At 72.8% G+C, this 22,681-nt stretch carries 22 protein-coding genes; 5 read left to right on the plus strand and 17 right to left on the minus strand.

Annotated elements, in window-relative coordinates:
- Together FLV34_RS34085 and FLV34_RS34090 are read left to right on the plus strand one after the other, a co-directional pair.
- Positions 1–1,042 (plus strand): thioesterase domain-containing protein (locus FLV34_RS34085; protein WP_147945063.1); only part of this gene is annotated, 1,042 nt, incomplete at its 5' end.
- Entirely contained in the window at positions 1,039–1,476 is a 438-nt protein-coding gene (locus FLV34_RS34090; protein WP_222709726.1) for an SDR family NAD(P)-dependent oxidoreductase, read from the plus strand. The genes FLV34_RS34085 and FLV34_RS34090, both read left to right, overlap by 4 nt.
- A gap of 104 nt (positions 1,477–1,580) precedes the next feature.
- On the opposite strand, the gene FLV34_RS34095 is transcribed toward FLV34_RS34090, so the two are convergent.
- From FLV34_RS34095 to FLV34_RS34160, 14 genes are all read right to left on the minus strand, one after another.
- Positions 1,581–2,006, minus strand: coding sequence for an ester cyclase (locus FLV34_RS34095; protein WP_142652528.1), 426 nt, complete (start codon positions 2,004–2,006; stop codon positions 1,581–1,583).
- A 26-nt stretch (positions 2,007–2,032) separates the two neighbouring features.
- On the minus strand, positions 2,033–2,812 hold the full coding sequence (locus tag FLV34_RS34100; protein WP_142652527.1) for an SDR family NAD(P)-dependent oxidoreductase: 780 nt from the start codon (positions 2,810–2,812) through the stop codon (positions 2,033–2,035).
- Complete coding sequence (locus tag FLV34_RS42870; RefSeq protein WP_147945064.1) at positions 2,809–4,632, minus strand: ABC transporter ATP-binding protein; 1,824 nt, start codon at positions 4,630–4,632, stop codon at positions 2,809–2,811. Before FLV34_RS42870 ends, FLV34_RS34100 begins: the two co-directional genes overlap by 4 nt.
- Complete coding sequence (locus tag FLV34_RS34110; RefSeq protein WP_147945065.1) at positions 4,629–5,486, minus strand: ABC transporter permease; 858 nt, start codon at positions 5,484–5,486, stop codon at positions 4,629–4,631. The genes FLV34_RS42870 and FLV34_RS34110 overlap by 4 nt, the downstream gene beginning before the upstream one ends.
- Positions 5,483–6,421, minus strand: a complete 939-nt coding sequence (locus FLV34_RS34115; protein ID WP_260617559.1) for an ABC transporter permease — start codon at positions 6,419–6,421, stop codon at positions 5,483–5,485. The genes FLV34_RS34110 and FLV34_RS34115 overlap by 4 nt, the downstream gene beginning before the upstream one ends.
- Positions 6,422–6,426: 5 nt before the next feature.
- Positions 6,427–8,142: an ABC transporter substrate-binding protein gene (locus tag FLV34_RS34120; RefSeq protein ID WP_147945066.1), complete on the minus strand. Its 1,716-nt coding sequence runs from the start codon at positions 8,140–8,142 to the stop codon at positions 6,427–6,429.
- A 306-nt stretch (positions 8,143–8,448) separates the two neighbouring features.
- Entirely contained in the window at positions 8,449–9,351 is a 903-nt protein-coding gene (locus FLV34_RS34125; protein WP_142652523.1) for a LysR family transcriptional regulator, read from the minus strand.
- A gap of 40 nt (positions 9,352–9,391) precedes the next feature.
- Positions 9,392–10,108 (minus strand): alpha/beta hydrolase, encoded by a 717-nt coding sequence (locus FLV34_RS34130; RefSeq protein ID WP_142652522.1) that lies wholly within the window; start codon positions 10,106–10,108, stop codon positions 9,392–9,394.
- A 91-nt stretch (positions 10,109–10,199) separates the two neighbouring features.
- On the minus strand, positions 10,200–10,946 hold the full coding sequence (locus FLV34_RS34135) for a copper homeostasis protein CutC (protein ID WP_147945067.1): 747 nt from the start codon (positions 10,944–10,946) through the stop codon (positions 10,200–10,202).
- A gap of 41 nt (positions 10,947–10,987) precedes the next feature.
- Positions 10,988–11,938: an asparaginase gene (locus FLV34_RS34140; protein WP_142652520.1), complete on the minus strand. Its 951-nt coding sequence runs from the start codon at positions 11,936–11,938 to the stop codon at positions 10,988–10,990.
- Positions 11,925–12,758: an amino acid ABC transporter permease gene (locus tag FLV34_RS34145; protein WP_142652519.1), complete on the minus strand. Its 834-nt coding sequence runs from the start codon at positions 12,756–12,758 to the stop codon at positions 11,925–11,927. The genes FLV34_RS34140 and FLV34_RS34145 overlap by 14 nt, the downstream gene beginning before the upstream one ends.
- Positions 12,755–13,399 carry an amino acid ABC transporter permease gene (locus FLV34_RS34150; RefSeq protein WP_142652518.1) on the minus strand — a complete coding sequence of 215 codons (645 nt, stop codon included), beginning with the start codon at positions 13,397–13,399 and terminating at the stop codon, positions 12,755–12,757. The genes FLV34_RS34145 and FLV34_RS34150 overlap by 4 nt, the downstream gene beginning before the upstream one ends.
- Positions 13,399–14,328 carry a glutamate ABC transporter substrate-binding protein gene (locus FLV34_RS34155; RefSeq protein WP_142652517.1) on the minus strand — a complete coding sequence of 310 codons (930 nt, stop codon included), beginning with the start codon at positions 14,326–14,328 and terminating at the stop codon, positions 13,399–13,401. The genes FLV34_RS34150 and FLV34_RS34155 overlap by 1 nt, the downstream gene beginning before the upstream one ends.
- 22 nt (positions 14,329–14,350) lie before the next feature.
- Complete coding sequence (locus FLV34_RS34160) at positions 14,351–15,079, minus strand: amino acid ABC transporter ATP-binding protein (RefSeq protein WP_147945068.1); 729 nt, start codon at positions 15,077–15,079, stop codon at positions 14,351–14,353.
- A gap of 105 nt (positions 15,080–15,184) precedes the next feature.
- On the opposite strand from FLV34_RS34160, the gene FLV34_RS34165 reads away from it, so the two are divergent.
- The 3 genes from FLV34_RS34165 (at position 15,185) to FLV34_RS34175 (ending at position 18,850) form a co-directional block, all read left to right on the plus strand.
- Positions 15,185–16,327 (plus strand): ROK family protein, encoded by a 1,143-nt coding sequence (locus tag FLV34_RS34165; RefSeq protein ID WP_205831247.1) that lies wholly within the window; start codon positions 15,185–15,187, stop codon positions 16,325–16,327.
- Positions 16,328–16,350: 23 nt separating this feature from the next.
- Positions 16,351–17,025, plus strand: coding sequence for an HAD hydrolase-like protein (locus FLV34_RS34170; protein WP_168066617.1), 675 nt, complete (start codon positions 16,351–16,353; stop codon positions 17,023–17,025).
- Between the two features lie 73 nt (positions 17,026–17,098).
- A complete protein-coding gene (locus FLV34_RS34175) occupies positions 17,099–18,850 on the plus strand; it encodes a YncE family protein (RefSeq protein WP_147945069.1) in 1,752 nt (583 codons plus the stop codon).
- A 301-nt stretch (positions 18,851–19,151) separates the two neighbouring features.
- Here the strand turns inward: FLV34_RS34175 and FLV34_RS34180 are convergent, their stop codons facing one another.
- The 3 genes from FLV34_RS34180 to FLV34_RS40875 are packed head-to-tail and all read right to left on the minus strand — an operon-like array spanning position 19,152 to position 22,579.
- Positions 19,152–21,692, minus strand: coding sequence for an ABC transporter permease (locus tag FLV34_RS34180; RefSeq protein ID WP_261986004.1), 2,541 nt, complete (start codon positions 21,690–21,692; stop codon positions 19,152–19,154).
- Between the two features lie 5 nt (positions 21,693–21,697).
- A complete protein-coding gene (locus FLV34_RS34185; RefSeq protein WP_142652482.1) occupies positions 21,698–22,408 on the minus strand; it encodes an ABC transporter ATP-binding protein in 711 nt (236 codons plus the stop codon).
- Between the two features lie 18 nt (positions 22,409–22,426).
- Positions 22,427–22,579, minus strand: coding sequence for a hypothetical protein (locus FLV34_RS40875; protein ID WP_168066605.1), 153 nt, complete (start codon positions 22,577–22,579; stop codon positions 22,427–22,429).
- Between the last annotated feature and the right edge of the window lie 102 nt (positions 22,580–22,681).

Below are 22,681 nucleotides of genomic sequence, written 5' to 3' on the forward strand. Positions count from 1 at the left end.
CCTCACCGCCGTCGAACTCCGCAACCGCCTCACCACCACAACCACCCTCCGCCTCCCCGCCACCCTCACCTTCGACCACCCCACCCCCCGCGCCATCGCGGCGTACCTCGACCGGGAGCTGCCCGGCCTGGCGAGCGGCCCGGCCGGACCGGCCCGCCGTACGGACGCGGGGTCCGGCGGTGGTCTGGCCGCCCTGCACCGGCGGATGCACGAGACGGGCAAGCACGACGAGGCAGCACAACTGCTGGTGGCGGCGTCGCACGCGCGGAGCCACTTCGGTGCGCAGGACCGGGACCGGTACGCGCTGCCGCCGGTGAGGCTGGCGACGGGACCCGGCGGGGTCTCCGTGGTCTGCTTCCCCGCGCTCAGCGCGATCTCCGGGCCGCACGAGTACTCCCGGTTCGGCCAGGCCTTCCGCGACGACCGGAACGTGTACGTGGTGCCGTCCCCGGGATTCACCGACGGGGAGGACGACGCGCTGCCCGACTCGCTGGAGACGCTGATCCAGATGAACGTCGAGGGCCTGCGCGAATGCGTGGGCGACGAGCCGTTCGTCGTCGTGGGCCGCTCCATGGGCGGCTGTGTGGCGCACGCCGTCACGGTGGCCCTGGAGGAGCAGGGCCTGCGGCCGGCCGGGCTGGCGCTGATCGACAGCTACCCGATCGACGCCTCCGCCCAGGACGGCATGGGCTGGTGGCAGGGCGCGATGATCGGCGGCATGCTCGAACGCATCGACCGGTTCGACATGACGCTCCACGACACGAGGCTGACGACGATGGGCGTCTACAACCGGTTGTTCATCGGCTGGCAGCCGAAGCCGGTGGACGCCCCGATCCTGCTGCTGCGTGCCGTCGAGCCGCTGCGCGGTACCACGATCGAGGCGGACGACCCGGCCCGCTGGAAGGCGTACTGGCCGGTGCCGCACGATGCCGTCGACATCCCCGGCGATCATTTCACCACGCTGGAGGAGCACGCGGGCACGACCGCGGAGGCGATCCGCGCCTGGATCGGCACGCTCAGAATCGAGGAGCCCGCGGCGTGACACGGCCTGCGGCCGTCGTCACCGGTGCGGCGGCGGCCATCGGGCGGGCGGTCGCGGAGCTGTTCGCCGAGCGCGGCTACGGCGTGGTCGCGGTCGCCCTCGCCGAGCCGCCGCCGGCCGACCTCGCGCGGACCCCCGGGATCGTGCCGCCGGCCGGGGATGTGGCGGAGGAGGCCGTCAACGAGGCGGCCGTCCGCCTCACGCTCGATCGCTTCGGGAGCCTCGGCACAGTGGTGCTCAACGCGGGCATCGGCGGCACGCCTCCGCTGGAGGCTCCCGGCGCGGTGGAGCGGTTCGACCGCATGGTCGCGGTCAACCTGCGCGGCCCGGGGCGGCGGCGCGATCGTGCTGACCGCGTCGGTGTCGGGGCTGGCCGGCGACCCGGGCGTCTGGGCCTACAACGCGACGTAACGCGCCATATTCGTCATCGCTGAATCACCGATCGGCCCGCGGTCCACGCGAACAGGAGGCGGTCGTGTCCGGCTTGGACGCGTTCCCCGCCCGCGGGAAGGGAAGCGCCCGCGACCCACTTCCGGCTTCAGCCGATGAGCTGCTGCACGATGCCCAGCCGGTCGGGGAGCACCTCGTACTCGACGATCCGCCCGTCGCGGAACCGGATCGTGCTGATGCTCTGGCCGGTGAAGCGGCGTCCGCTCGGCGGGGCGCCGAACACCTCGCCGCGCTGGACCCCCTCGATGGTCCAGTAGACGACGACCCGGTCGCCCTCGGCGACGGTGTCCGTCACGGTCGCGGTCACGCCCTCGACCGCCGAGCGCAGCCAGGTGATGTGCTGGACGAATCCGGCACGCCCCAGGTCGCCCCCGGCGGGCCCGGCCGCGTCCGACGCGTCGTCGGCGACGATCTCGTCGAGGACATCGAGCCGGCCCTGCGAGACGACCTCCTCGTAGAAGCGTCTGGCCACCGCGCGGTTGATCTCCGTGGTGCTCGTCTCCGTCGTGCTCATGAGTGGTCTCCTTCTCTGTGCGAGGGTCACCGGCGTACGGCCGGCAGCGGGAGGATTCCGAGGCTCGCGTCGAGACCGCCGTCGACGACCAGCGTGGTCCCGGTGACGTACGACGCGGCGGGCGAGGTGAGGAACCAGACGGCCTCGGCCTGCTCGCGGGGCTCGGCGAACCGCTGAAGCGGCACTCGGCGCTCGATCTCGGCGGTGAGCACCGGGTCCTGGCGGACGCCCGCGTTGATCCGCGTCCAGGTGAGCCCGGGGGCGAGTGCGTTGACCCGGATGCCGTCGGGCGCGTGGTCGATGGCCGCGGCGCGGACGAGATTGATCACCGCGCCCTTCGAGGCGTTGTAGGCCCAGTTGCCGGGGTCGCCGCGCAGTCCGGCGACGGAGGCGGTGACGACGATCGCACCGCCTCCCGCCGCCCGCAGCGCGGGCGCGGCGGCCCAGATGCCCAGGATCGGACCCCGGAGGTTGACGGCGAGGATGCGGTCGGCGGCCTCCACCGCGCCGGGCGACTCCCAGGGCCGGGTGCCGCCGATGCCGGCGTTGAGCACGACCGCGTCGAGCCGGCCGAACTCCCGCTCCGCCAGCGCGACCGCGGCCACGTTGGTCTCCTCCAGGGACACGTCGCCGGCCAGCGTCACCACGCGGTCGAGCGTGGCGAGCTCCTTGAGCGCGTGCTCGTCGCGGTCCACGGCGAGCACGGCGACGCCGCGCTCGGCGTACAGCTCGGCGGTCGCCCGGCCGATGCCCGAGCCGGCGCCGGTCACGAGGACGACGCGCGGGCCGGGGATGGGTGAGGTCATGGCAGGCCCTCCAGATTCATAGCGGGTGCGGCTCGTTCCGTCGTCCACCCCACGTCGATCCTCGGGACGGCGGCGAGCAGCTCGGCGGTGTAGGCGGCACGCGGGGCGCGGAAGACGTCCGCGACGTCGCCGGTCTCGACCAGGGCGCCGTCCTTCATCACCGCCACCCGGTCGCAGACCTGGCGGACGACGCCCAGGTCGTGGGAGATGAACAGCAGCGCCACCCCGGCCTCGCGCCGCAGCCGGGCGAGCAGGGCCAGGATCTGCGCCTGGACGGTGACGTCGAGCGCCGAGACCGGTTCGTCGCAGACGATCACCTCGGGACGCGGGGCGAGCGCCCGCGCGATCGCCACCCGCTGCCGCTGGCCGCCGCTCAACTGGGCGGGGCGCCGGTCCAGCAGGGCGTCGTCCAGTCCGACCTCGGCGAGCAGCCCGGCGACCCGGTCGCGCCGCAGGCGGCGCGACATCCTTCCCGGCACCGCCTCCCCGACGACCCGCTCGACCGTGAACCGCGGGTCGAACGAGCTGAGCGGGTCCTGGTCGACGAGCTGGATACGAGAGCGGCGGGCGCGCCGGTCGCGCTCCCGCGGCACGCTCCACGCCTCGCCGTCCAGCAGCACGGTTCCGGCGTCGGGGGCGATCTCGGCAAGCACGATCCGTGCGGTGGTGCTCTTGCCCGACCCCGACTCGCCGACCAGGCCCAGCGCCTCGCCCGCGCGCAGGTCGAATGAGACGTCGTCCACCGCCGTACGCCACGAGCCGCCCGGGGAGCGGTACCGCTTGGTCACCCCCCGCACCGAGACGACCGCGTGGTCCTTCACCCGGGGCGGCGCCGCCGCCGCACCTGAAGCGGGGACGGGCCGTTCCCGGTCCGCGTGGAAGCAGCGGACCTCCCGGCCCGGCCCGTACGGCACGGGCGGCGGCGGCTCGGCACGGCAGCGGTCGTCGGCCAGCGCGCAGCGCGGCGCGTACGGGCAGCCGCCGGCGGCGGGAGGGCCGGTGCGGACGAGGGGCAGCTCCCGCGCCGGACCGTCCACGGCGGGCACGGCGGCCAGCAGGTCGGCGGTGTAGGGATGGGCGGGGGCCCGCAGCAGCGCGTCCGCCGGTCCCCGTTCCACGACGAGCCCGGCGTAGATGACGGAGACCTGGTCGGCGAGCCGGGCCACGACCGCCAGGTCGTGGCTGATGAGCAGCACCGCCGTGCCCGCCCGCACGCGTGCCCTGAGCAGGTCGAGCACCTGCGCCTGCACGGTGACGTCGAGGGCCGTGGTGGGCTCGTCCGCGACCAGCAGCGACGGCCGGGCGGCGATCGCGGAGGCGATCAGCGCCCGTTGCCGCAGGCCGCCGGACAGCTCGTGCGGATACTGCAGGAACCGCACGTCGGGATCGGGCACGCCCGCCTCCGCGAGCAGCCCGATCACCTGGTCGTCGAGGTCGTCGCGGTCCGCCAGGCCGTGCACCTCCAGTGCCTCCGCCACCTCGTGCCCGACCCGGCGAAGCGGGTCGAGCGAGGTCAGCGCGTCCTGCAGGACGTAGCCGATGCGACGCCCGCGCAGCCGCCGCCACTCGCGGCCGCTCAGCCGGCGCAGGTCGCGCCCCTCGAAGGACAGCGTCCGCGCCCGCACCCGCGCGCCCGTGCCGGCGAGACCGAGCAGCGCCCGGGCGGTGACGCTCTTGCCCGAGCCCGACTCGCCCACGACCGCGAGGCACTCCCCCGCACGCAGGGACAGGTCGACGTCGCGTACGGCCCGGACCACGCCGCGCCGGGTGGCGAAGTCCACCGACAGCCCGGCGACCTCCAGCAGGGGTGCCTCGGTCATCCGGCCTCCCGCCCTTCGTAACGGGCCTGCAGGGCCCGCCCCACGACGGTGGCGGACATGACGGTCAGCGTGATGGCGGCCCCCGGGAACAGGGCCAGGGTCCAGCTCGCGTCGAGGTAGTCGCGTGCCTGCGCGAGCATCGCCCCCCACTCGGGGGCGGGCGGCTGCGGACCTAGCCCGAGGAAGCTCAGCGAGGCACCGGCGATGAGCGCGGTGCCCACGTTGATCGTGGCCAGGATCAGCAGCGGCGCGACGACGTTGGGCGCGATGTGCCGCAGCAGGATCCTCCCCGGCGTCAGCCCCAGGTTGACCGCGGCCCGCACGTACGCCGAGCCGCGGACCACGAGCGCCTGCGCGCGGACGACTCGGGCGAAGCCCGGCGCGAGCGCCACCGTGATGGCCAGGACGGCGTTGCGTGTGCCCGGCCCGAGGACGGCCACGACGAGCAGGGCCATCAGGATGGCCGGGAACGACAGCAGCACGTCGGCCAGCCGCATGGCCGCCTCGCCCACGAGGCGGCCGCCCAGCGCCGCCAGCAGGCCCCAGGCGGAGCCGGCGAGCCCGGCCAGCAGCGTCGAGCCGACGCCGACCAGCAGCGACGGCCGGGCACCGAAGACCAGCCGGGCCAGCACGTCGCGGCCGAGCTGGTCGGTGCCGAGCGGGTGGCCCGGCATCGGGTCGCGCAGCGCGAGGGCCGGGTTCACCTGGTCAGGGCCGTGGGCGAACAGGCCGGGGGCGAGAGCGGCGAGGCAGACGAGCGCGAAGAACGCGGCGGCCAGCGCCACGCCGGCGTGCGCGGCCCCCACCCGCAGGCGCGGGAGCGCCGCCGGGCCGTACGAGGCCGGGGCGGTCATGCGGCGGCCTCCCGGACGCGGGGGTCGACCAGCCCGTAGAGCAGGTCGAGCCCGATGTTGATCAGCGAGAACGTGAGCGCGGAGAGCACGACCACGCCGGTCACGACGGGAAAGTCCCGGCCGCGCACCGCCGCCACCACGACGTGGCCGAGGCCCTGGCGGGCGAAGACGGTCTCCACGACGACGGTCCCGGCGAGGAGCTCGCCGAGCACCCAGCCGGAGAGCGTGAGCACCGGCAGCGCGGCGTGCCGCAGCGCATGGCGCGCGCGGATGCGGTTCTCGGTGGCGCCCCTCGACCTGGCGGTCAGGGCGAACGGCTGGTCGAGAGCGCGTTCGAGCCCCTCCCTGGTCACCTGGGCCAGCACGCCGGCGATGGGCAGCGCGAGCGCCGCGCACGGAAGCACCAGCGCGGCCGCTCCCTCGTCGCCGAGCACGGGGAACCAGCGCAGGCGGAAGGAGAAGGCGGCCAGCAGCAGGATGCCGATCCAGAAGTTCGGCGTCGAGATCGAGCAGAACTCCAGGACCCGGGAGATCGCCCGTGCGCGCGGCCTGCCGGCCGTGAGCAGGGCCAGCGCGACCGCGAGGCAGAAGCCGAGGACCGCCGCCCCCGTCGCGAGCGACAGGGTGGAGCCGAGCTGCTCGCCGATCACGCTGCTCACCGGCCGGCCGAGCTGGTAGGAGCCGCCGAGGTCGGCACGCAGGAGGCGGCCGAGGAACAGGACGTACTGCACGCCGACCGGCTCGCGCAGGCCGTACTGGTCGCGGATGGCGTCGAGCACCTCGGGAGTGGCGTTGGCCTGGACCCCGCCCGCGATGATCCGGGCGGGGTCGCCCGGCACCAGCCGCATGCCGGCGAAGGCCAGCGTCGCCGCGCCCCACAGCACGAACAGGGTCAGCGCCAGCCTGCGGGCCAGCCGGATGGCCAGCGGAGCCACCGGGATCAGTCCCCCAGCCAGGCGCCGTGGAAGACCGGGTAGGTCTGGGCGTCGAAGGCGACGCCGCGCACCTTCGCCGAGAAGGCGGTGAGCTGCACGGGAGTGTAGAGCGGCAGCACGTACGCCTGCCGGAGCACCTCGCGCTGCACGGCGGCGTAATCCTTGTCCGCCGTGGCCGGGTCGGATGTCTCCGCCGCCTCCTCCACCCACCTGTCGATCTGCGGCGAGTCCACCAGCGCGACGTTGCCGCCGGCCTTGGCGTAGGTGTTGCCCGAGGCGAACGCGAAGCGCAGCACGTCGGGCGTGGGCCGGGCGAAGCTGACGTCCACCAGGTCGTAGCCGCCCCCGATGAGGTACTTGGCGACGAAGGCCCCGGTGTCCACGGCCGGCCGTTCGATCTTGATGCCGACCTGCTTGGCCTGCGCCTGGATGCCCTCGGCGAGAACGTCGCGCTGCTCCTTGTTGCCCTCCGCCCAGTAGGGCCAGACGAGGGTGAGGGTCTTGCCGTCCTTGACGCGGTAGCCGTCGGCGTCCGTCTTCGTCCAGCCCGCCTCGTCGAGCAGCCGCCTCGCCGCGTCCGGGTCGTACGACGCCAGTTCGCTCTCGGCCGTCGGGTCGTACGACGCGGTGGTGCGGCTGAGCGGATTGCGCGCGACCGGGAAATGCCCGAAATAAATGTTGCGCACGAGTTCCTCGACGTTCACGGCGGCCGAAAGGGCGCGCCGCACCCGCACGTCCCGCAGCGGCCCGCGGGTCTGGTTCAGATAGAGGTTGTAATTCAGGCCCGGCGTCTCCTGGGAATTCAGCGCGAACCCGGGGAGGGACCGCAGCTTTCCCGCGTTCACCGGAGGGACGCCGGCGATCGCCTGCACCTGCCCGCTCGTGAGGGCGCCCCACCGGGTGGCGTCCTCGGGGACGAACTCGAACACCAGGGTGTCGAGGTAGGCCGCGCCCTCATGGGACGCGCCGGCGGGGGGCGAGGCATAACCGGCGTTCTTGCGCAGCGTGACGCGCTTGTCCTTCTCCCAGGAGACGTAGGAGAACGGTCCGGTGCCGACCGGCCGGTAGTCCGCGACGGGCTTCGCGAGCGCCGCCGGACTCTGGATGCCCAGGTACGGCACCGACAGCGCCTGCAGGAACGGGGTGAACGGCCGCTTCAGCGTCACCTCGACGACATGGTCGCTCACCACCCGCGACTTCTCGTACGGCGCGATCAGCGAGGCGGCGTAGGCCGACTTGGTCGCCGGGTCCACGACGTGGTCGAGGCTCGCCTTCACGGCCTCGGCGGTGAACGGCGTGCCGTCGTGGAAGGTGACGCCCTCCCTGAGCGTGAACGTGTAGGTCTTCCCGTCGCCGGACACGGTCCACTTGGTGGCGAGCCAGGGCGCGAAGGTGTCCGGACCGGTCTGCGCGACCAGCGAGTCGAAGATGTTGCGGTCGATCAGGCCGGTCACCGCGGTGGCCGCGACGGCCGGGTCGAGCGACACCTGCGTGCCGGCCAGGGCGTAGGTGAGGGTGCCGCCTGCCACCGGGCCTCCGCCCGCGGCCCGGACGGCCGGCCGCTCGTCCCCGCCGCCTGCCGAGACGACCAGGACGACTGCGGCGACGGCGATCACCGCCAGGACCGCCCCCAGGACGGCCGGGCGTCTGGAGCGCAGGCTGCGCCTCTTCCTGACCGGCCCGTCGTCGACGCGGGTGGCGGTGTCGTCGCTCAGTGACATGGCGGAACCTTCTCTGTCGCGCAATGGGGCACAAGGGGACACCACGGGGATACGGGCGTGCGGAAGCGCCGGAGACGGGGTGGTGCGGCGGGACCGCACCATCCCGCCGCACTCGCCCTCCGCGCCGGCCTCTGCACCGGCCCTTCGTACAGGCCCTCCGCATTGGCCGGCCCGAACCCCGGAGACCCGGAAAACGACCGCCAGCGAAATCGAATTTTCGAGCGGCGGCTAGATCACACCATATCCGAGCGGGCCGGTCAATATGAAAGCATCATTATCGCGACCGATTGTAAACGCCGATCGATATCAATTCGAATTTCCAATGGAAACCTGTTCGGAACGCGATCCGGACAAACGCGTGACGGACGAGAAGAACGCTTCGAGGGCCTCGCCCGCCCGCTCCCCGATCGCCGGGTCCAGCCCCTGCCGGCTCACCAGGCGCAGCCCGATGGCCTCCTGCCGGGGAAGCGGCGCGATCTCCTCCAGGCCGTCCGGAACGCCGTACGCGGTGGGCAGCAGGGCGAGGCCGAGGCGCGCGCGGGCCGCCGCCAGCACCCCTTCGAGGTTGGTGGCCTCCGTCGTGATGCGTACGGACCAGCCGAGACGCTCCAGCACGCGTACGGCCTGCGCGCGGAGCGAGCACGGCTCCTGGAAGGCGACCAGCGGCACCGGGCGGTCCGGCTGCGGGAGGAACCAGCCCGGGGCGCCGAGCCAGCGCAGCGGCAGCGTGGCGACCTGCCTGCCTCCGGCATTCGGCACCACACCGAGGATCAGCGCCATGTCGAGCGTGCCGCGCATGGTGGCCTCCGCCAGCGTGGTGCTGCGGTCCAGCCGGAACACGACGTCCTGCGCCGGGAGCGCGGCCATCAGGGCGCCCAGGAGGTCGGGCAGCGCCCCGCATCCCGCGTGCTCGACCGCGCCCACGCTCAGGGCGGCCCGGCGCTCGGCGCCGAGGCGGCCCATCGCCTCGTCGTGCACGGCGAGCAGCCGCCGCGCCTCAACCAGCAGCGCCTCGCCCGCGAGCGTGAAGCGGGTCGACCGGCCGGTCCGCTCGACCAGAGGCTGCCCGATGACGCGTTCCAGCGACCGGACATGCTGGCTTACCGTCGGCTGACTGGTCCGCAGGGCGGATGCGGCCCGCCCGAAGCCGCCGCACTCGGCGATGGCCACGAAAGTTCGCAGTTGCACGAGATCGAGCAATGCTCCCATGGCCGCATCATAGCCTAAAACCCACTTTACCTACATAGAATTAGGGCTGTGAACCTCCGGTCCACCAGCGGACGGCCGCGGCCGCGATCTCCGGCGGCACCTGGTGCCCGCCGCGGAACTCCTCGTACGTCACCTCGTAGCCGCTCTCCCGCAGCTCGGGGACGAGCCGCCTGCTGCATTCGCCGATCGGCAGCACGCGGTCGGAGACGCCGTGCGAGACGAAGATCCGGGGACGGCCGTGCCGGATCATCGGCACCATGAACCCCGGGGAGAACGCGAGCACGGCCCCGAACAGGTCGCCGTTGGCCGGCCCCAGCGACAGGGCGTAGGAGGCGCCGTCGGAGAAACCGGCCACGGCCACCTTGCCGACCGCGACCGGCGCACGGGCGAACGCCTCCTCCAGCGCGGCGTCGATCCTGGAGACGTCCGCGCCGTATCCGCCGACGATGACGTCCCAGGTGGCGGAGACGGCCTGCGGCGCGAGCAGCAGCACGCCGAGCTCCGACGCGTGGGGAAGCAGCCACTCCAGCGCCTCCTCCGCCGTGCCGCCCGCGCCGTGCAGCACGACGGCGAGCGGGGACGGCCCGGCCGCCGGGGAGGGCGGCACGGCGAACAGGGCGCGCCCGTCCAGGCGGTGCACCCCCGGCTCCAGAGGGGAGGCCGTCCGTGCGACGGCCACCGGGCGGGCGGACAACCGGCCGTGCCGCACGCCCTCCTCGGGCCCCGGATGGGGCCGGCTGCGCTCCGGCGTGCCCATCGGCCATCACCCCCCGCCCAGGATTTACCCCTCCTGCCCGCGGGTCACCGCGTCACGGCCCGGCTTCGGCCGCGCGATCACGGCTCCGGCTTCAGCCGCGCGTGGCGGCGATCACCTCGGCGACCAGCGCGGGCGAGGTGACCCGGCGGACGTACTCGGGCTGGCGCAGCTCACCGCCCATGAAGGGGTACGGGTTGCGGTGGACGGCCGGGCTGGGCTCGTCCACCAGGGCGGCGAAGTGGACCTCCCCGGCCCCGGTCGCCTCGACCACCCGGCTCACGTTGCGCGGGGTGATGCCGCCCCCCGGCATGACGCCCAGCCGGTCGCCCGCCCGCCGCACCAGCTCGGCGATCAGCGGCGCGCCCTCCAGGGCCGAGCTGTCCTGGCCGGAGGTGAGCACCCGGTCGATCCCCAGGCCGGCGAGGGTCTCCAGCGCGGCGAACGGGTCGGCCGTCATGTCGAAGGCCCGGTGGAAGGTGACCGAGAGCCCGCCTGCGGCGTCGATCAGCCGCTTGGCCACCTCGACGTCCACCTCCCCCTCCGGGGTTAGCACGCCGATCACCACGCCCTGCGCCCCGGCGTCGCGCACCGCCGCCACGTCGCGGACCATGGCCGCGACCTCGTGCTCGTCGTAGACGAAGTCGCCGCCGCGCGGGCGGATGATCACGTGGACCCGGATCGCCGAGACGGCCGCGAGCGTGGCCTCGACCGTGCCCAGGGTGGGCGTCAGGCCGCCCTCGAACAGCGCGGCGCACAGCTCCACGCGGTGCGCGCCCGCACGCTCGGCGGCCAGCGCCCCGGCCGTGCTGTCGATGCAGATCTCGTACGTCAGGCTCATCTCTCCCCCATCACGAAAGCCGCCGCGCGGAAAGCGGCCGCTCAGAAAACAGCACTGATCTCGCCGACGGGGACTCCCCCGCCCAGCACCGGGACGGTCGTGAACTCGGCCGCCGCCGAGACGTCGGCGCCCGCGGCCCGCAGCGCGGCGAGCGCGATCGCGGTCGTCGCCCGGGGGCCGCCGTCGATCGCCTTGACGGCCGCCGCGTGCCCGGAGGCGAGCGCCACGACCAGCACCCCCTCGGCGCCGCCCTTCACCACGGCGCCGGGCAGCGCCCGCATCAGGCGGGTGTTCAGGTGGCCGGTCCCGCCGACGTACTCCGGGTGGGCCCGCATGGCGTCGGCGACCGCGCGCGGCGGCGTGCCCTGCGGGGACACGGCCATGGCGCGTACGGCGCGGGCCAGGCCGGTCAGGGAGATCCCGAACAGCGGGGCGCCGCAGCCGTCGACGGCGACGTGGGCGGCCTTCTCCCCCGACAGCTCCTCCACGACCGACCTGACCCGTTCCTGCACGGGGTGGCCGGGGTCGAGGTAGCCGTCGGCAGGCGCGCCCGCGGCGACGGCGGCGGCGAGCATCGCGGCGTGCTTGCCGGAGCAGTTCATCCGCTCCCGCGACGGTCCGAGACCGGCCCGGATCAGGGCCTGCCGGGTGTCCTCGTCCTCCGGCCAGTCGGGCGGGCAGCGCAGGTCGTCGAAGCCGAGCCCGGCCTCGGCGAGCATCTCTGCAACGAGCCGCACGTGGAAGTCCTCCCCCGTGTGGCTGCCGGCGGCGATGGCGAGCGCGGGGCCCTGCAGGTGGGCCCCGGCGAGCAGGCAGGCGAGAGCCTGGAACGGCTTGGCCGACGAGCGCGGCAGCACCGGCGCGTCCACCGAGCCGCGCGCCACGGCGACCTCGCCGCCCGCCGACAGCGCGACCACGCTGCCGAAGTGGACGCTCTCCACGAAACCGGACCGCACGACCTCCGCGAGCGGGGCGTATTCAGCGAGGGACACGAGTGATCTTCCTCCTGCGCGGGCCGCCCCCGCCCGCCACGGAGCGGTCGAGGGAGCGGGCGAGCGCGGACAGCGACGCGTTGACCACGAGGTAGACCAGCGCGACGACGATGTACGTCTGGATGAGCAGGCCGTTGTAGTTGGCCAGGACCTTGCCGCTGTAGAGCAGCTCGGCGTAGCTGACGACGAACCCGAGCGAGGTGTCCTTCAGCAGGCCGACCGACTGGCTGACCAGCGAGGGCAGCACCCGGCGGGCCGCCTGCGGCAGCACGACCAGGCGCATCGACTGCCCCTGGGTGAGCCCGAGGGCGAGGGCGGCCTCGCCCTGTCCCCGTTCCACGGACATGATCCCGGCCCGGAAGACCTCGGCGAACAGCGCCGCGTTCGACACGGAGAGCGGCACCACGAGCTTCCAGAACAGCGGCAGGTCGAGGCCATATCTCGGCAGCGCGAACAGCACGAGGTAGACCAGCAGCAGGGCCGGGATGGTCCGCACGGCCTCGACGTACGCGGCGGACGGCAGGCGGATCGCCCGGCGCCGCGACAGCCGTCCGAGCGCGAGGGCGATCCCGGCCGCCATCGAGAGCGCGGCGGCCACGACGGCGGCCAGCGCGGTGGACCACAGCCCGCCGAGCAGGTAGCGCCACATCGGCCAGGTCGCGTACGGCTGCCAGCGCTCGGCGGCGAGCTGCCCGTTGGCGGCGAACTGGCGCAGGGCCAGGGCCAGCAGGGCGAGCAGCACCAGCACGCCCGCGATGGTGGCGAGGCGGATGCGACGGCGGGCGCGCGGGCCCGGCTCGTCGAACAGCAGGTTGCTCATCGCGCCACCGCCAGCCGCCGTTCGAGCCGCCCGGTCACGAACCCGGCGCAGGCGGCGATCGCGGCGTACGCCAGGCCCGCCCCCACGAAGATCGGGATGGGCTGCGCCTCCAGCAGGTTCACCCGGTTGGCGGCGGCGGTCAGCTCGACCACGCCCACGGCCGCCGCGAGCGAGGTGTTCATCGTGAGCGCGATGAAGATGTTGCCGATCGGCTGCACGACGGTCCGCAGCGCCTGGGGCAGCACGACGTGGCGCAGCGACTGGCCGAACGTCAGCCCCAGGGCGCGGGCCGCCTCGCCCTGACCGGCGGAGATCGCGTTGACGCCCGAACGGAGGGCCTCGGCGATGTAGGCGCCCTCGTACAGCGCGATCACCACGATGGCCGTGGTGGTCAGGCCGGCCTTGAGCCCGATCTCGGGCAGGCCGAAGACCGCGAGCACGAGCAGCACGAGCAGCGGGAGGTTCTGCAGGGTCTCGACGTAGACCGTCGCGACCGCGCGCAGCACCGGGACCGGCCCGACCCGCATCGCCACGATCACGAGCCCCACGACCGCGGCGCCCACGAAGGACGCCGCGGTCATCTGGAGGGTCACGACCAGCCCCTGCCAGAACTCGGGCAGGTGATCAAGCAGTGCCGACATCAGGAACCCGGCACCGAGCCGATCTCGGGCGGCGTGGGGGCCTCACCCTGCACGACCGTGCCGAGGGAGTTCTTCCAGATGTCCTGCCAGACGCCGTCGGCCTGGATCTTCTTCAGCCAGTCGTTGACGAACGACTTGAACTGGTCGTCGCCGTGCTTGAGCCCGATGCCGTACGGGTCCTGGGTGAACGGCTTGGTGACGATCTCCAGCTCGGGGTCCTTCTTGGCGTCGGCGACGAGCAGCGTCTCGTCCTGCACGTAGGCCACGCCGCGGTCCTGCTTGAGCGCCTGGACGCACTCGGGGTCGCCGCCGAAGGTGATGATCTTCGCCTGCGGAGCGAGCTTCTTGATCTCGGGGATCGCGGGGGTGTTGGCCCCGGCGATGACGGTCTTGCCGTTCAGGTCCTGCGGCGAGGAGATCCCCGTCGTGCCCTTCTTGACCGCGATGGACAGGCCCGAGGAGTAGTAGGGCCCGGCGAAGGCGACCTGCTCGGCCCGCTCCGGCGTGATCGTGTAGGTCTGGAAGACCACGTCGACGGTGCCGTTGCTCAGCAGCGCCTCGCGGGTCTCGGACGCCGAGTTGACGATCTTGACCTTCGGCTGCCCGATGATGTACTTGGCCAGCGCCTTGCCGAGGTCGGCGTCGAAGCCCTCCACCTCGCCGGTGGCCGGGTTCTGCTGGGACAGCAGCGGCGCGTCGAGCGAGCCGCCGACGATGAGCTCGCCGCGCTGCTTGATCTTCTCCATCGTCGAGCCGGGCAGGATGTCCGCGGCGGCGGCCACCGGAGCCTTGGCGATCACGCCGCTCCCGCCGCCCTCACTCGGGGCCGCGCCCGGCACGGCGGAGCTCGCCGAGTCCGTCCCGGCACAGGCCGTCAGGCCGGCCATCGCCACGGCGGCGACAGCGGCCACCCGCTTAATGGACACCATCGGGGTCCACCATCCTTTGCGATCAGTGCGTGAGTACCTTGGCCAGGAAGTCCCTGGCCCGATCGGTCCGAGGGGAGTCGAAGAAGGCGTTCGGCTCCCCCGTCTCGACGATCCGGCCGCCGTCCATGAAGACCACGCGGTCGGCCGCGCGGCGCGCGAAGCCCATCTCGTGGGTGACGACGACCATGGTCATGCCGTCGGCGGCCAGGCCCGTCATCACGTCGATGACCTCGCCGACCATCTCCGGGTCGAGCGCCGAGGTGGGCTCGTCGAAGAGCATGACCTTCGGCCGCATGGCCAGCGCGCGGGCGATGGCCGCGCGCTGCTGCTGACCGCCCGACAGCCGGGCGGGCTGCTTGCCCGCCTGCTCGGCGATGCCCACCCTGGCCAGCAGCTCGTGGGCGGTCCGCTCGGCCTCGGCGCGGCTCACACCGCGCACCTTCATCGGCGCGAGCATCACGTTCTCCAGCACGGTCTTGTGCTGGAAGAGGTTGAAGTTCTGGAAGACCATCCCCACGTCGGCCCGCAGCCGGGCCAGCGCGCGGCCCTCGGCAGGCACGGGGACGCCGTCCACGAGGACCTCGCCCGAGTCGGCCGCCTCCAGCCGGTTGAGGCACCGGCACAGCGTCGACTTGCCGGACCCGGAGGGCCCGATCACCACCACGACCTCGCCGCGCGCCACGTCGAGATCGACGTCGTGCAGCACGTGGTGGTCACCGAACCACTTGTTGAGGCCTCGTACCCGAATCATCGCCATCTTCCTTCGAAATCGAAGTTATGGCGGACCGTAATGGATGATTCTGGGCGAAGTCAACGCGTTGGCGGACAAAGTCACACCGTGGTATCTCTTACCCCTATGCCAGGCAAAGAGAGGTTGCCGGTGCGGGGGGCGCAGGGCGACCTCCTGCGCCTCGTCGCCGCCGGCCACGCCGAGTCGCGGGCGGAACTCGCCCGCCTGTCCGGCCTGGCGGCCTCCAGCGTCTCGTTGCGCGTCGAAGAGCTGATCGGCAGCGGGCTGCTGGTGGAGGAGGGCGCGGGCACCTCCCGCGGCGGCCGGCGCCCACGCCGGCTGCGGCTCAGCCCCAGCGCGGGACTGCTCGCGGTCGCCGACCTGGGCGCCCACCACGCGCGCCTCGGCCTCCTCGACCTCAGCGGCACCCCGCTGGTGGTCGAGGAGCGCCCCTGCGAGATCGCGGACGGCCCCGAGGCGACCATCGACTGGATGGCCGCCGCGTTCGAGGACCTGCTGGCCGCGCACGGCCCGCCCGGGGTCCCGCTGCGCGGGGTCGGCACGGGCATCCCCGGTCCCGTGGACCCGGCGACCGGCCGGGTCGTCGCACCCTCGCGCATGCCCGGCTGGAACAACTTCCCCGTCGCCGAGCGCCTCGGCGCGCACTTCGACCTGCCGGTGCTCGTGGAGAACGACGCCAACCTCATGGCGGCCGGCGAGGCCAGGGCGTGGCCGAAGTGCGAGACGCTGATGGTGCTCAAGGCCGGCAGCGGCATCGGCTGCGGCGTGATCGTGAACGGCACCCTCCATCGGGGGCGGGGCGCCGCCGGCGACATCAGCCACGTGCGGGTCAGGAGCGACTCGTCGGTCACCTGCTCCTGCGGGCACGACGACTGCCTTGAGGCCTACGCCAGCGGTGCGGCCCTCATGAGCGTGCTCAACGAGCAGGGCATCGAGGTGCGGCGGCCGTCCGACGTCGTCGCGCTGGTCGAGGACGGGGTGCCCGAGGCCACCGCCCTCGTCCGCAACGCCGGGCGGCTCATCGGCGAGGTGCTGACCGTGCTGGTCAACTTCATCAACCCCGACGCGATCGTGGTCGGCGGCAGCCTGTCGCCGGCCGAGCCGCTGATCGCGTCGATCCGCGCGGCCGTGTACGAGCGGTGCCTGCCGCTGGCCACCCGCGACCTGGAGATCTCCACCACGCGGTCGGGACCCGACGCCGCCCTGCTCGGCGCCGGATCCTTGCTGCTCGACGCCGTGCTCGCCTGACCACCGACCCCGAACGGACGGCCGTGACCCGCTACTGCCTCTTCGACCTCGACGGCACGCTGACCGACCCCGAGACCGGCATCGTCGCCTCGCTGCGGCACGCCCTTTCCGCCGTCGGGGTCCCGGAGGCGGAGCACGAGCGGCTCCGCGCCATGATCGGCCCTCCCCTCCAGGAAGGCTTCCTCATGCTCGGCGTGCCGCCGGAGCGTGTCGACGACGCGGTGCGCGCCTACCGGGAGCGCTACACCGACGGGATGTACGAGAACGAGGTCATCGAGGGAATCCCCGCCGTGCTGGAGGCGCTCGTCGCCGGCGGCTGGACCCTGGCGGTGGCGACCTCGAAACCGGCCGTCTACGCCGAGAAGATCCTTGTGCACTTCGGGCTCGACGGCTTCTTCACGTACGTCGCCGGTGCGACGCTCGACGGGTCACGACGGCACAAGGCCGACGTCATCCGGCACGCGCTCGACGTCCTCGGCGCTCCACCCGAGGCCGCCGTCATGATCGGCGACCGCATGGAGGACGTCGCCGGCGCGGCCGCCTGCCGGGTGCGGAGCATCGCCGTCACCTGGGGTTTCGGCGACGCGGCCGAGTTCGTCGATCCCGGCCTCATCGCCGTTGTGGACACGCCCCGACGCATCCTCGACGTGCTCTCCCAAACGGCCATCCCTGAAATGGATACGCCCGGCGGGTCGTAAACGCACGAATACGCCTGCGTACGAGGCGAAATCGCCTTGACGTGATCGGGATGGACATGACTAGATCACTTTCGTGATCATCACTTTCCCTCCGAAACGTCCCAGTCGTTCCAGCACATCGGAATCAGGAATTTCTGGGCGCTCGTCGCCCCGCGAAGAGAGCGGCGGATTCCATAAGTCGTCAATCACCCGGCTGCTGGCCTGCCTCGCAACCGCTTTGGCGGTGACCGCCGGCCTTTTCGTCGTGCAGGCACCGGCCGCCTCGGCCGCCGGCATCACGACCGACCTGGGCATCACGAGCGGCGGTGACGTGGTCGCGGGCGGAGGAAAGGCCTTCATCGCCGGGGACGACCAACTCCTCGTCGTCAACGCCAACGGCACGCGCAACGCCGGCTTCAGCCTGCCCGGCATTCAGGGCCTTGCCATCACACCGGACGGCACACGGTTGTACGTGGCGCTACGCGATTTGAACGAGATTATGGAGCTCGACACCGCCACTCTCGACACCACCCGGGAGATCAGCCTGGCCGAATACCCATGCCCGACGAACTTGGCGTTGTCGGGCAGATGGCTCTGGGTGGGATACGGATGCGACCAATGGGATGGCGGTGTCGTCGGCATCGACATGGCGTCCGGACACCGATCACGGCTGATCCGGGTGGCAGCCACCTATGCCAGCCCCAAGGTCGCCGCCGCCGGAAATACTCTGGTGGTCGGCGATGCGCTCTCCCCGGCCACCCTGAGCGTGTACGACGTGAACGCGTTCCATACCACCCTGCGCGGCATCATCGACGGCCACGACTACCACGCGGGCTTCCTGGGAGACCTCGCCATCACACCGGACGGTTCGACCATCATCGCGGCATTCCTCAATTCGGCCGAATACTTCGCCTGGGACACGACCAGTCTGCAAGAGGTCCACGCCTACGGCCCGGATCCGTCCTCCGGCTACTACGCGCCGGTCGTCGCGGTCAGCCCGGACGGAACTCGCGTCGCGGGCGGGCGCGGGACCAAGTCAGGTCTGGTCGTGACCGTGTACGACAGCGCGACGACGACCCCGGTCTACACCGGCACGCTCAGGGACCATGGCGCTTTTATGGACCTGCAGAGTCTCACGTTCTCGGGTGACGACCTCTTCGCCCTGTGGAAGGACCTGGCTACTCACCATCTGCACCTGTGGCGGCTGGAAACCGGCGCGCTCCCGGAGTCCACGCTGACCCTGACGGCTCCGTCCACCGGGACCGGGGCCGACGTCCTCACCCTGACCGGCCGGCTCACGATGCCCGACGGGTCGGCTCCGGGTGAGCAGCCGCTCGTGGTGACCCGCCACGTGAACGACAGCGCCGAAATCACCCGCGAAGTGACGACCGCGGAGGACGGCACGTTCACCTTCACAGACGGGCCGAGAAGCGCAGGGGTGATCAGATACGACGTGATCTGGAACGGCAGCCCGACCGTGCACTGGAGCACCGCTTCGGCGACCGTCACCTTGGTCAAGGCAGAGTCGTCGATCACCCTGTCCGGACCGGAGACGGGCACCGTCGGCACACAGCTCAAGGTGAGCGGTGCGCTTTTCCAGGGTGGTCAGCCCATGGGTTCCACCATCCCGTTGAAAGTCCTACGCACGGTAATCAACAGCGAGGGCACCGTGGTCACCGAGCTGCCGCACCCACGCATGGTCATCTTCGACGGAAGATTCACCTTCACGGATACACCCACCGAGGCGGGCGAGTACTCGTATCGCGTCGAGTGGGCCGGAGATCAGGCGAGCCTGCCGACGACGGCCACCTTCGATGTGACGGTCGGAGAGGCACCGCAGGAATGACCGGCTCGGCGACCACACGAGACCGATCTGGGGAGGCTCCCCGGCGGACGCCATCGCGTCCTCTCCTCCCCCTGCGCTGACCCTGCTCTGACGGTGCGCGGCGGCCTCGGCCGGTCCGAAGACCGGCTGAGGCCGCCGTGGTGAGCGCCTCCGGGCGACGGCCCTTGCCATCCGGCTACCCGTCGGTTCGCCTCTTGCCCGGATTTGCGATGTGCCCTGGGGCCTGCTGATCCCCTCTTCGCGCCAGTGCCTCTCGGGGCGGAGTCCCCTCAGGAGCCCTTCAGGAGCACCTCAGGGGGCGTCAGGACGTGGCGATGGCGGTGAGCACGTCGAGCCTGGCGGCACGTCGGGCCGGCAAGAGCCCGGCCAGCAGGCCGGCGAGTGCGGCCACCGCGACGACGAGCAGGAGCGGACCGACCGGCACTGTGAGCGTGGTCTCGGTCGTGCGGCCCAGGGCGGTGACCGTGCCCGCGGCGAACGCGACGCCCAGGCCGACCCCGGCCACGATCGCCAGGGCCGCGACGAGGACCGCCTCACCGCGGATCATCCAGCGCATCTGGGCACCGGTCATGCCGACCGCCCGCAGCAGCCCGAGCTCCCTGGTCCGCTCGATGATCGACAGGGCCAGGGTGTTGGTGATGCCCATCAGCGCGATGAGGACGGTGAGCATCAGCAGCACGCTCACCAGGCCCAGGACCTGGTCGATCATCGCGTTCCGCCCGGCGACGGCCGCGGCCTGGTCGCGCACCTGCGCGGTCGGGGCGTCGGCCAGGGCCCGTTCGATGGCCTTCTTGGCGTCCGCACCGCTCACTCCGTCGGCCACCTTGACGAAGACGCTCGCGTCGACGTCCTCTCGGTAGTTCCGTTCGTAAGTGTCCAGGGAGATGACGTAGCCGGTCGACAGCGCCTGCGCGTCGCGGTCGCGCAGCAGGCCGACCACCGGGAGGCGCTGGACGCCGGTGCGGGAGAACGTCATCGCCAGGGTGTCGCCGACCTTGAGGTTCCGCTCCTTGGCGACGTTCGCCGCCAGGACGACGCCGCCGCCCGCGACCGCGTCCAGGCGTCCGGCGACCATGTGGAGCGAGGTCACGCGGGGCAGCGTGACCGGGTCGACCGCGGTGAGCGCCTCGACCGACTGCCCGTCCTTCCAGTGGCCGTAGCGCAGCCGGGAGGCCACGGCGACCTGCGGCAGCTCGCTGACGTGGTGATGGACATGCGCGGGCAGCCCGCCGAGCATCTCGTTGCGTGCGCTCTCCACCACGTAGTCGGCGGTGATCGTCTCGGCGTACGACCGTGCGGTCGACTCCTTGATCGAGGTCCCCAGCACGGTCGTGAAGCTGACGAGCGCCAGGCCGAAAGCCAGGGCGAGGGCGGTCGCGGAGGTCCGCCGGGGCGACCGCGCGGCGGACTCGCGCGCCAGCCGTCCGGGGACCCCGGCCACGCCGAGCGGCCTGCCGAGCAGCCGGACCAGGCCCGGGATGACCGCCGGTCCGAGCAGGGCCAGCCCCACGACGGTGCTCACCGCCGCCTCGCCGAGCACGACGACCGACCCCGGCCCGGCCAGGACGATCGACAGCCCGGCCGCACCGAGCGCGGTGAGAACCGCGCCGGCGACCGTGCGGCCCCAGCCCGCCCGCCCGGAGAGATGGTCGGCCGACGAGCGCCGCATCGCCTCGACCGGCGCCACCGCGGCCGCGCGGCGAGCCGGCCCGAACGCCGACAGGACCGTGACACCGACGCCGACCACGAACGCGACGGCGAAGGTCCGGGGCGTGACGACGAGCCCGCCGCCGGGCAGCGTCATTCCGAAGACGCCGGCGAGATCGCGCAGCCCCGCCGCGCAGGCGACGCCGAGGCCCACGCCCGCCACGGAGGCGGCCAGCCCAACCAGCAGCGCCTCGCCGAGCACCGAGCGCATCACCTGACCGCCGGTGGCCCCGGCCGCGCGCAGCACGGCCAGCTCACGTGTGCGCTGGGTGACGACGATCGAGAAGGTGTTGGCGATGAGGAACGCGCCGACGAGCAGGGCCGCCGCCGCCAGAGCCAGCAGCATCATCTGCAGGGAGGAGATCTGCGTCTTGGCCGCCGCCGCGCTGGCTGCGGCGACGTCCCGGCTGGAGGAGACCTCATATCCGGAGCCGAGCGCGGCCGACACCGCGGAGCGCAGCCGCCGGACGTCCGCGCCCTCCGCCGCGACGACGGCGACCTCCGACGAGCCCCCGCCGAGGGCGAGCAGACGCTGCGCCGCAGGTAGCGTGACCAGGGCGACCGTGGTCTCGGGCAGCCCCTCGCCCGGCCCGAACCCGGCCAGCCCCACCACTCGGAGCCGTTTCGTGCGCTCGGCCCGTACGGTCACCTCGGCGCCGAGGCCGATGCGGTGCCGCCGGGCGGTCGCGGCGTCGATCACGACCTCGCCCTCGGTGACCGGAGCGCGTCCGGCGCGCAGGGTGAACGGGCCGACCGGTGCGGGGTCCCAGGACAGCAGCAGCGACGGGCCCGCCGGGACGATGGTCTTCCCGCCGACGCCGATCAGTCCCTTGCCCCGTACGACGGGGGTGGCGGCGGCCACGCCCGGCACCGCGCGGACGCGGTCCGCGACCTCGGCGGGCAGCGGGTCGCGCTCGACCTCCACTCCCATCGCCGAGTCGAACGCGACCGCGTCGCGGACGGTCAGGTCGACCCCCGCGGCGGCCGTACGGAACTGGTCGTCGAGCAGCCGCTGTGAGGTGTCGGTGAGCACCAGGCTGCCGGTGACGAAGGTGACGCCGAGCAGGACGGCGAGCAGGGTCAGCGCCAGTCTGCCCCGGCGAGCGACGGTGTTGCGGATGATCAGGTACCACATCGCGATCACTTCTCCTCGTTGCGGGTGACGCCGGCCACCCGGCCGTCGGCGAAGTGGGCCACCTGGTCGGCGTACGCGGCGGCGTTCGCGTCGTGGGTGACCATGACGATGGTCTGGCCCAGCTCGTGGGCGGCGTGGCGGAGGAAACCGAGCAGCGCCTCCCCCGCCCGGGAGTCGAGGTTGCCGGTCGGTTCGTCGGCGAAGACGATCCGCGGGCGGGCGGCCAGCGCGCGGGCCACGGCGACCCGTTGCCGCTGTCCGCCGGACATCTCGGCGGGGCGGTGCCGCAGCCGGTCGCCCAGCCCGAGCATCGCGACGATCTCGTCGATCCACGCCTGGTCGGCCCGCCGGCCGGCGAGGGTCAGCGGCAGCGCGATGTTCTCGGCGGCGGTCAGCGTGGGAACCAGGTTGAAGCTCTGGAACACGAAGCCCACGTGGTCGCGGCGCAGCAGTGTGCGCTGCCGCTCGCTGAGCCGGCCGAGGTCGGTGTCCCCGATGAGCACCTGTCCCTCGTCCACGGTGTCCAGACCGGCCATGGCGTGCATGAGCGTGGACTTGCCGGACCCGGACGGGCCCATGACGGCGGTGAACCGCCCGGCGGGGATCGACAGGGTGGCACCGTCGAGGGCCCGGACGGCGGTCTCGCCGCGGCCGTAGATCTTCACGACGTCGCGGGCCAGCGCGGCGACGTCGGTACGCACGGATGTGATGGTCATGGCGTGCTCCTCGAGTGATCAGTGGAGGTCGAGCGGGCCGCGCCGCACCCAGCGCCGGGTGGCGGGGACGGCTCGGGCCTGCCGGGTTCGTCGGTGCTGCTCGGCCTGCCGCAGCAGCTCGTGATGCCTCAGCCGGATCAGCTCGGGAAGAACGGGGAGGATGATGTTCATGTCAGGAGCGTCGCGGTCCGGGCTGTCCGGGGGCTGGCCGCCGGCTTTGCGCGTCCCCTGCGGCACCTGACAGACCCGGACAGCTCCGGACAGCGGACGGAC

Source organism: Microbispora sp. CSR-4 (assembly GCF_008033685.1).
In the GTDB taxonomy this organism is placed as follows: domain Bacteria; phylum Actinomycetota; class Actinomycetes; order Streptosporangiales; family Streptosporangiaceae; genus Microbispora.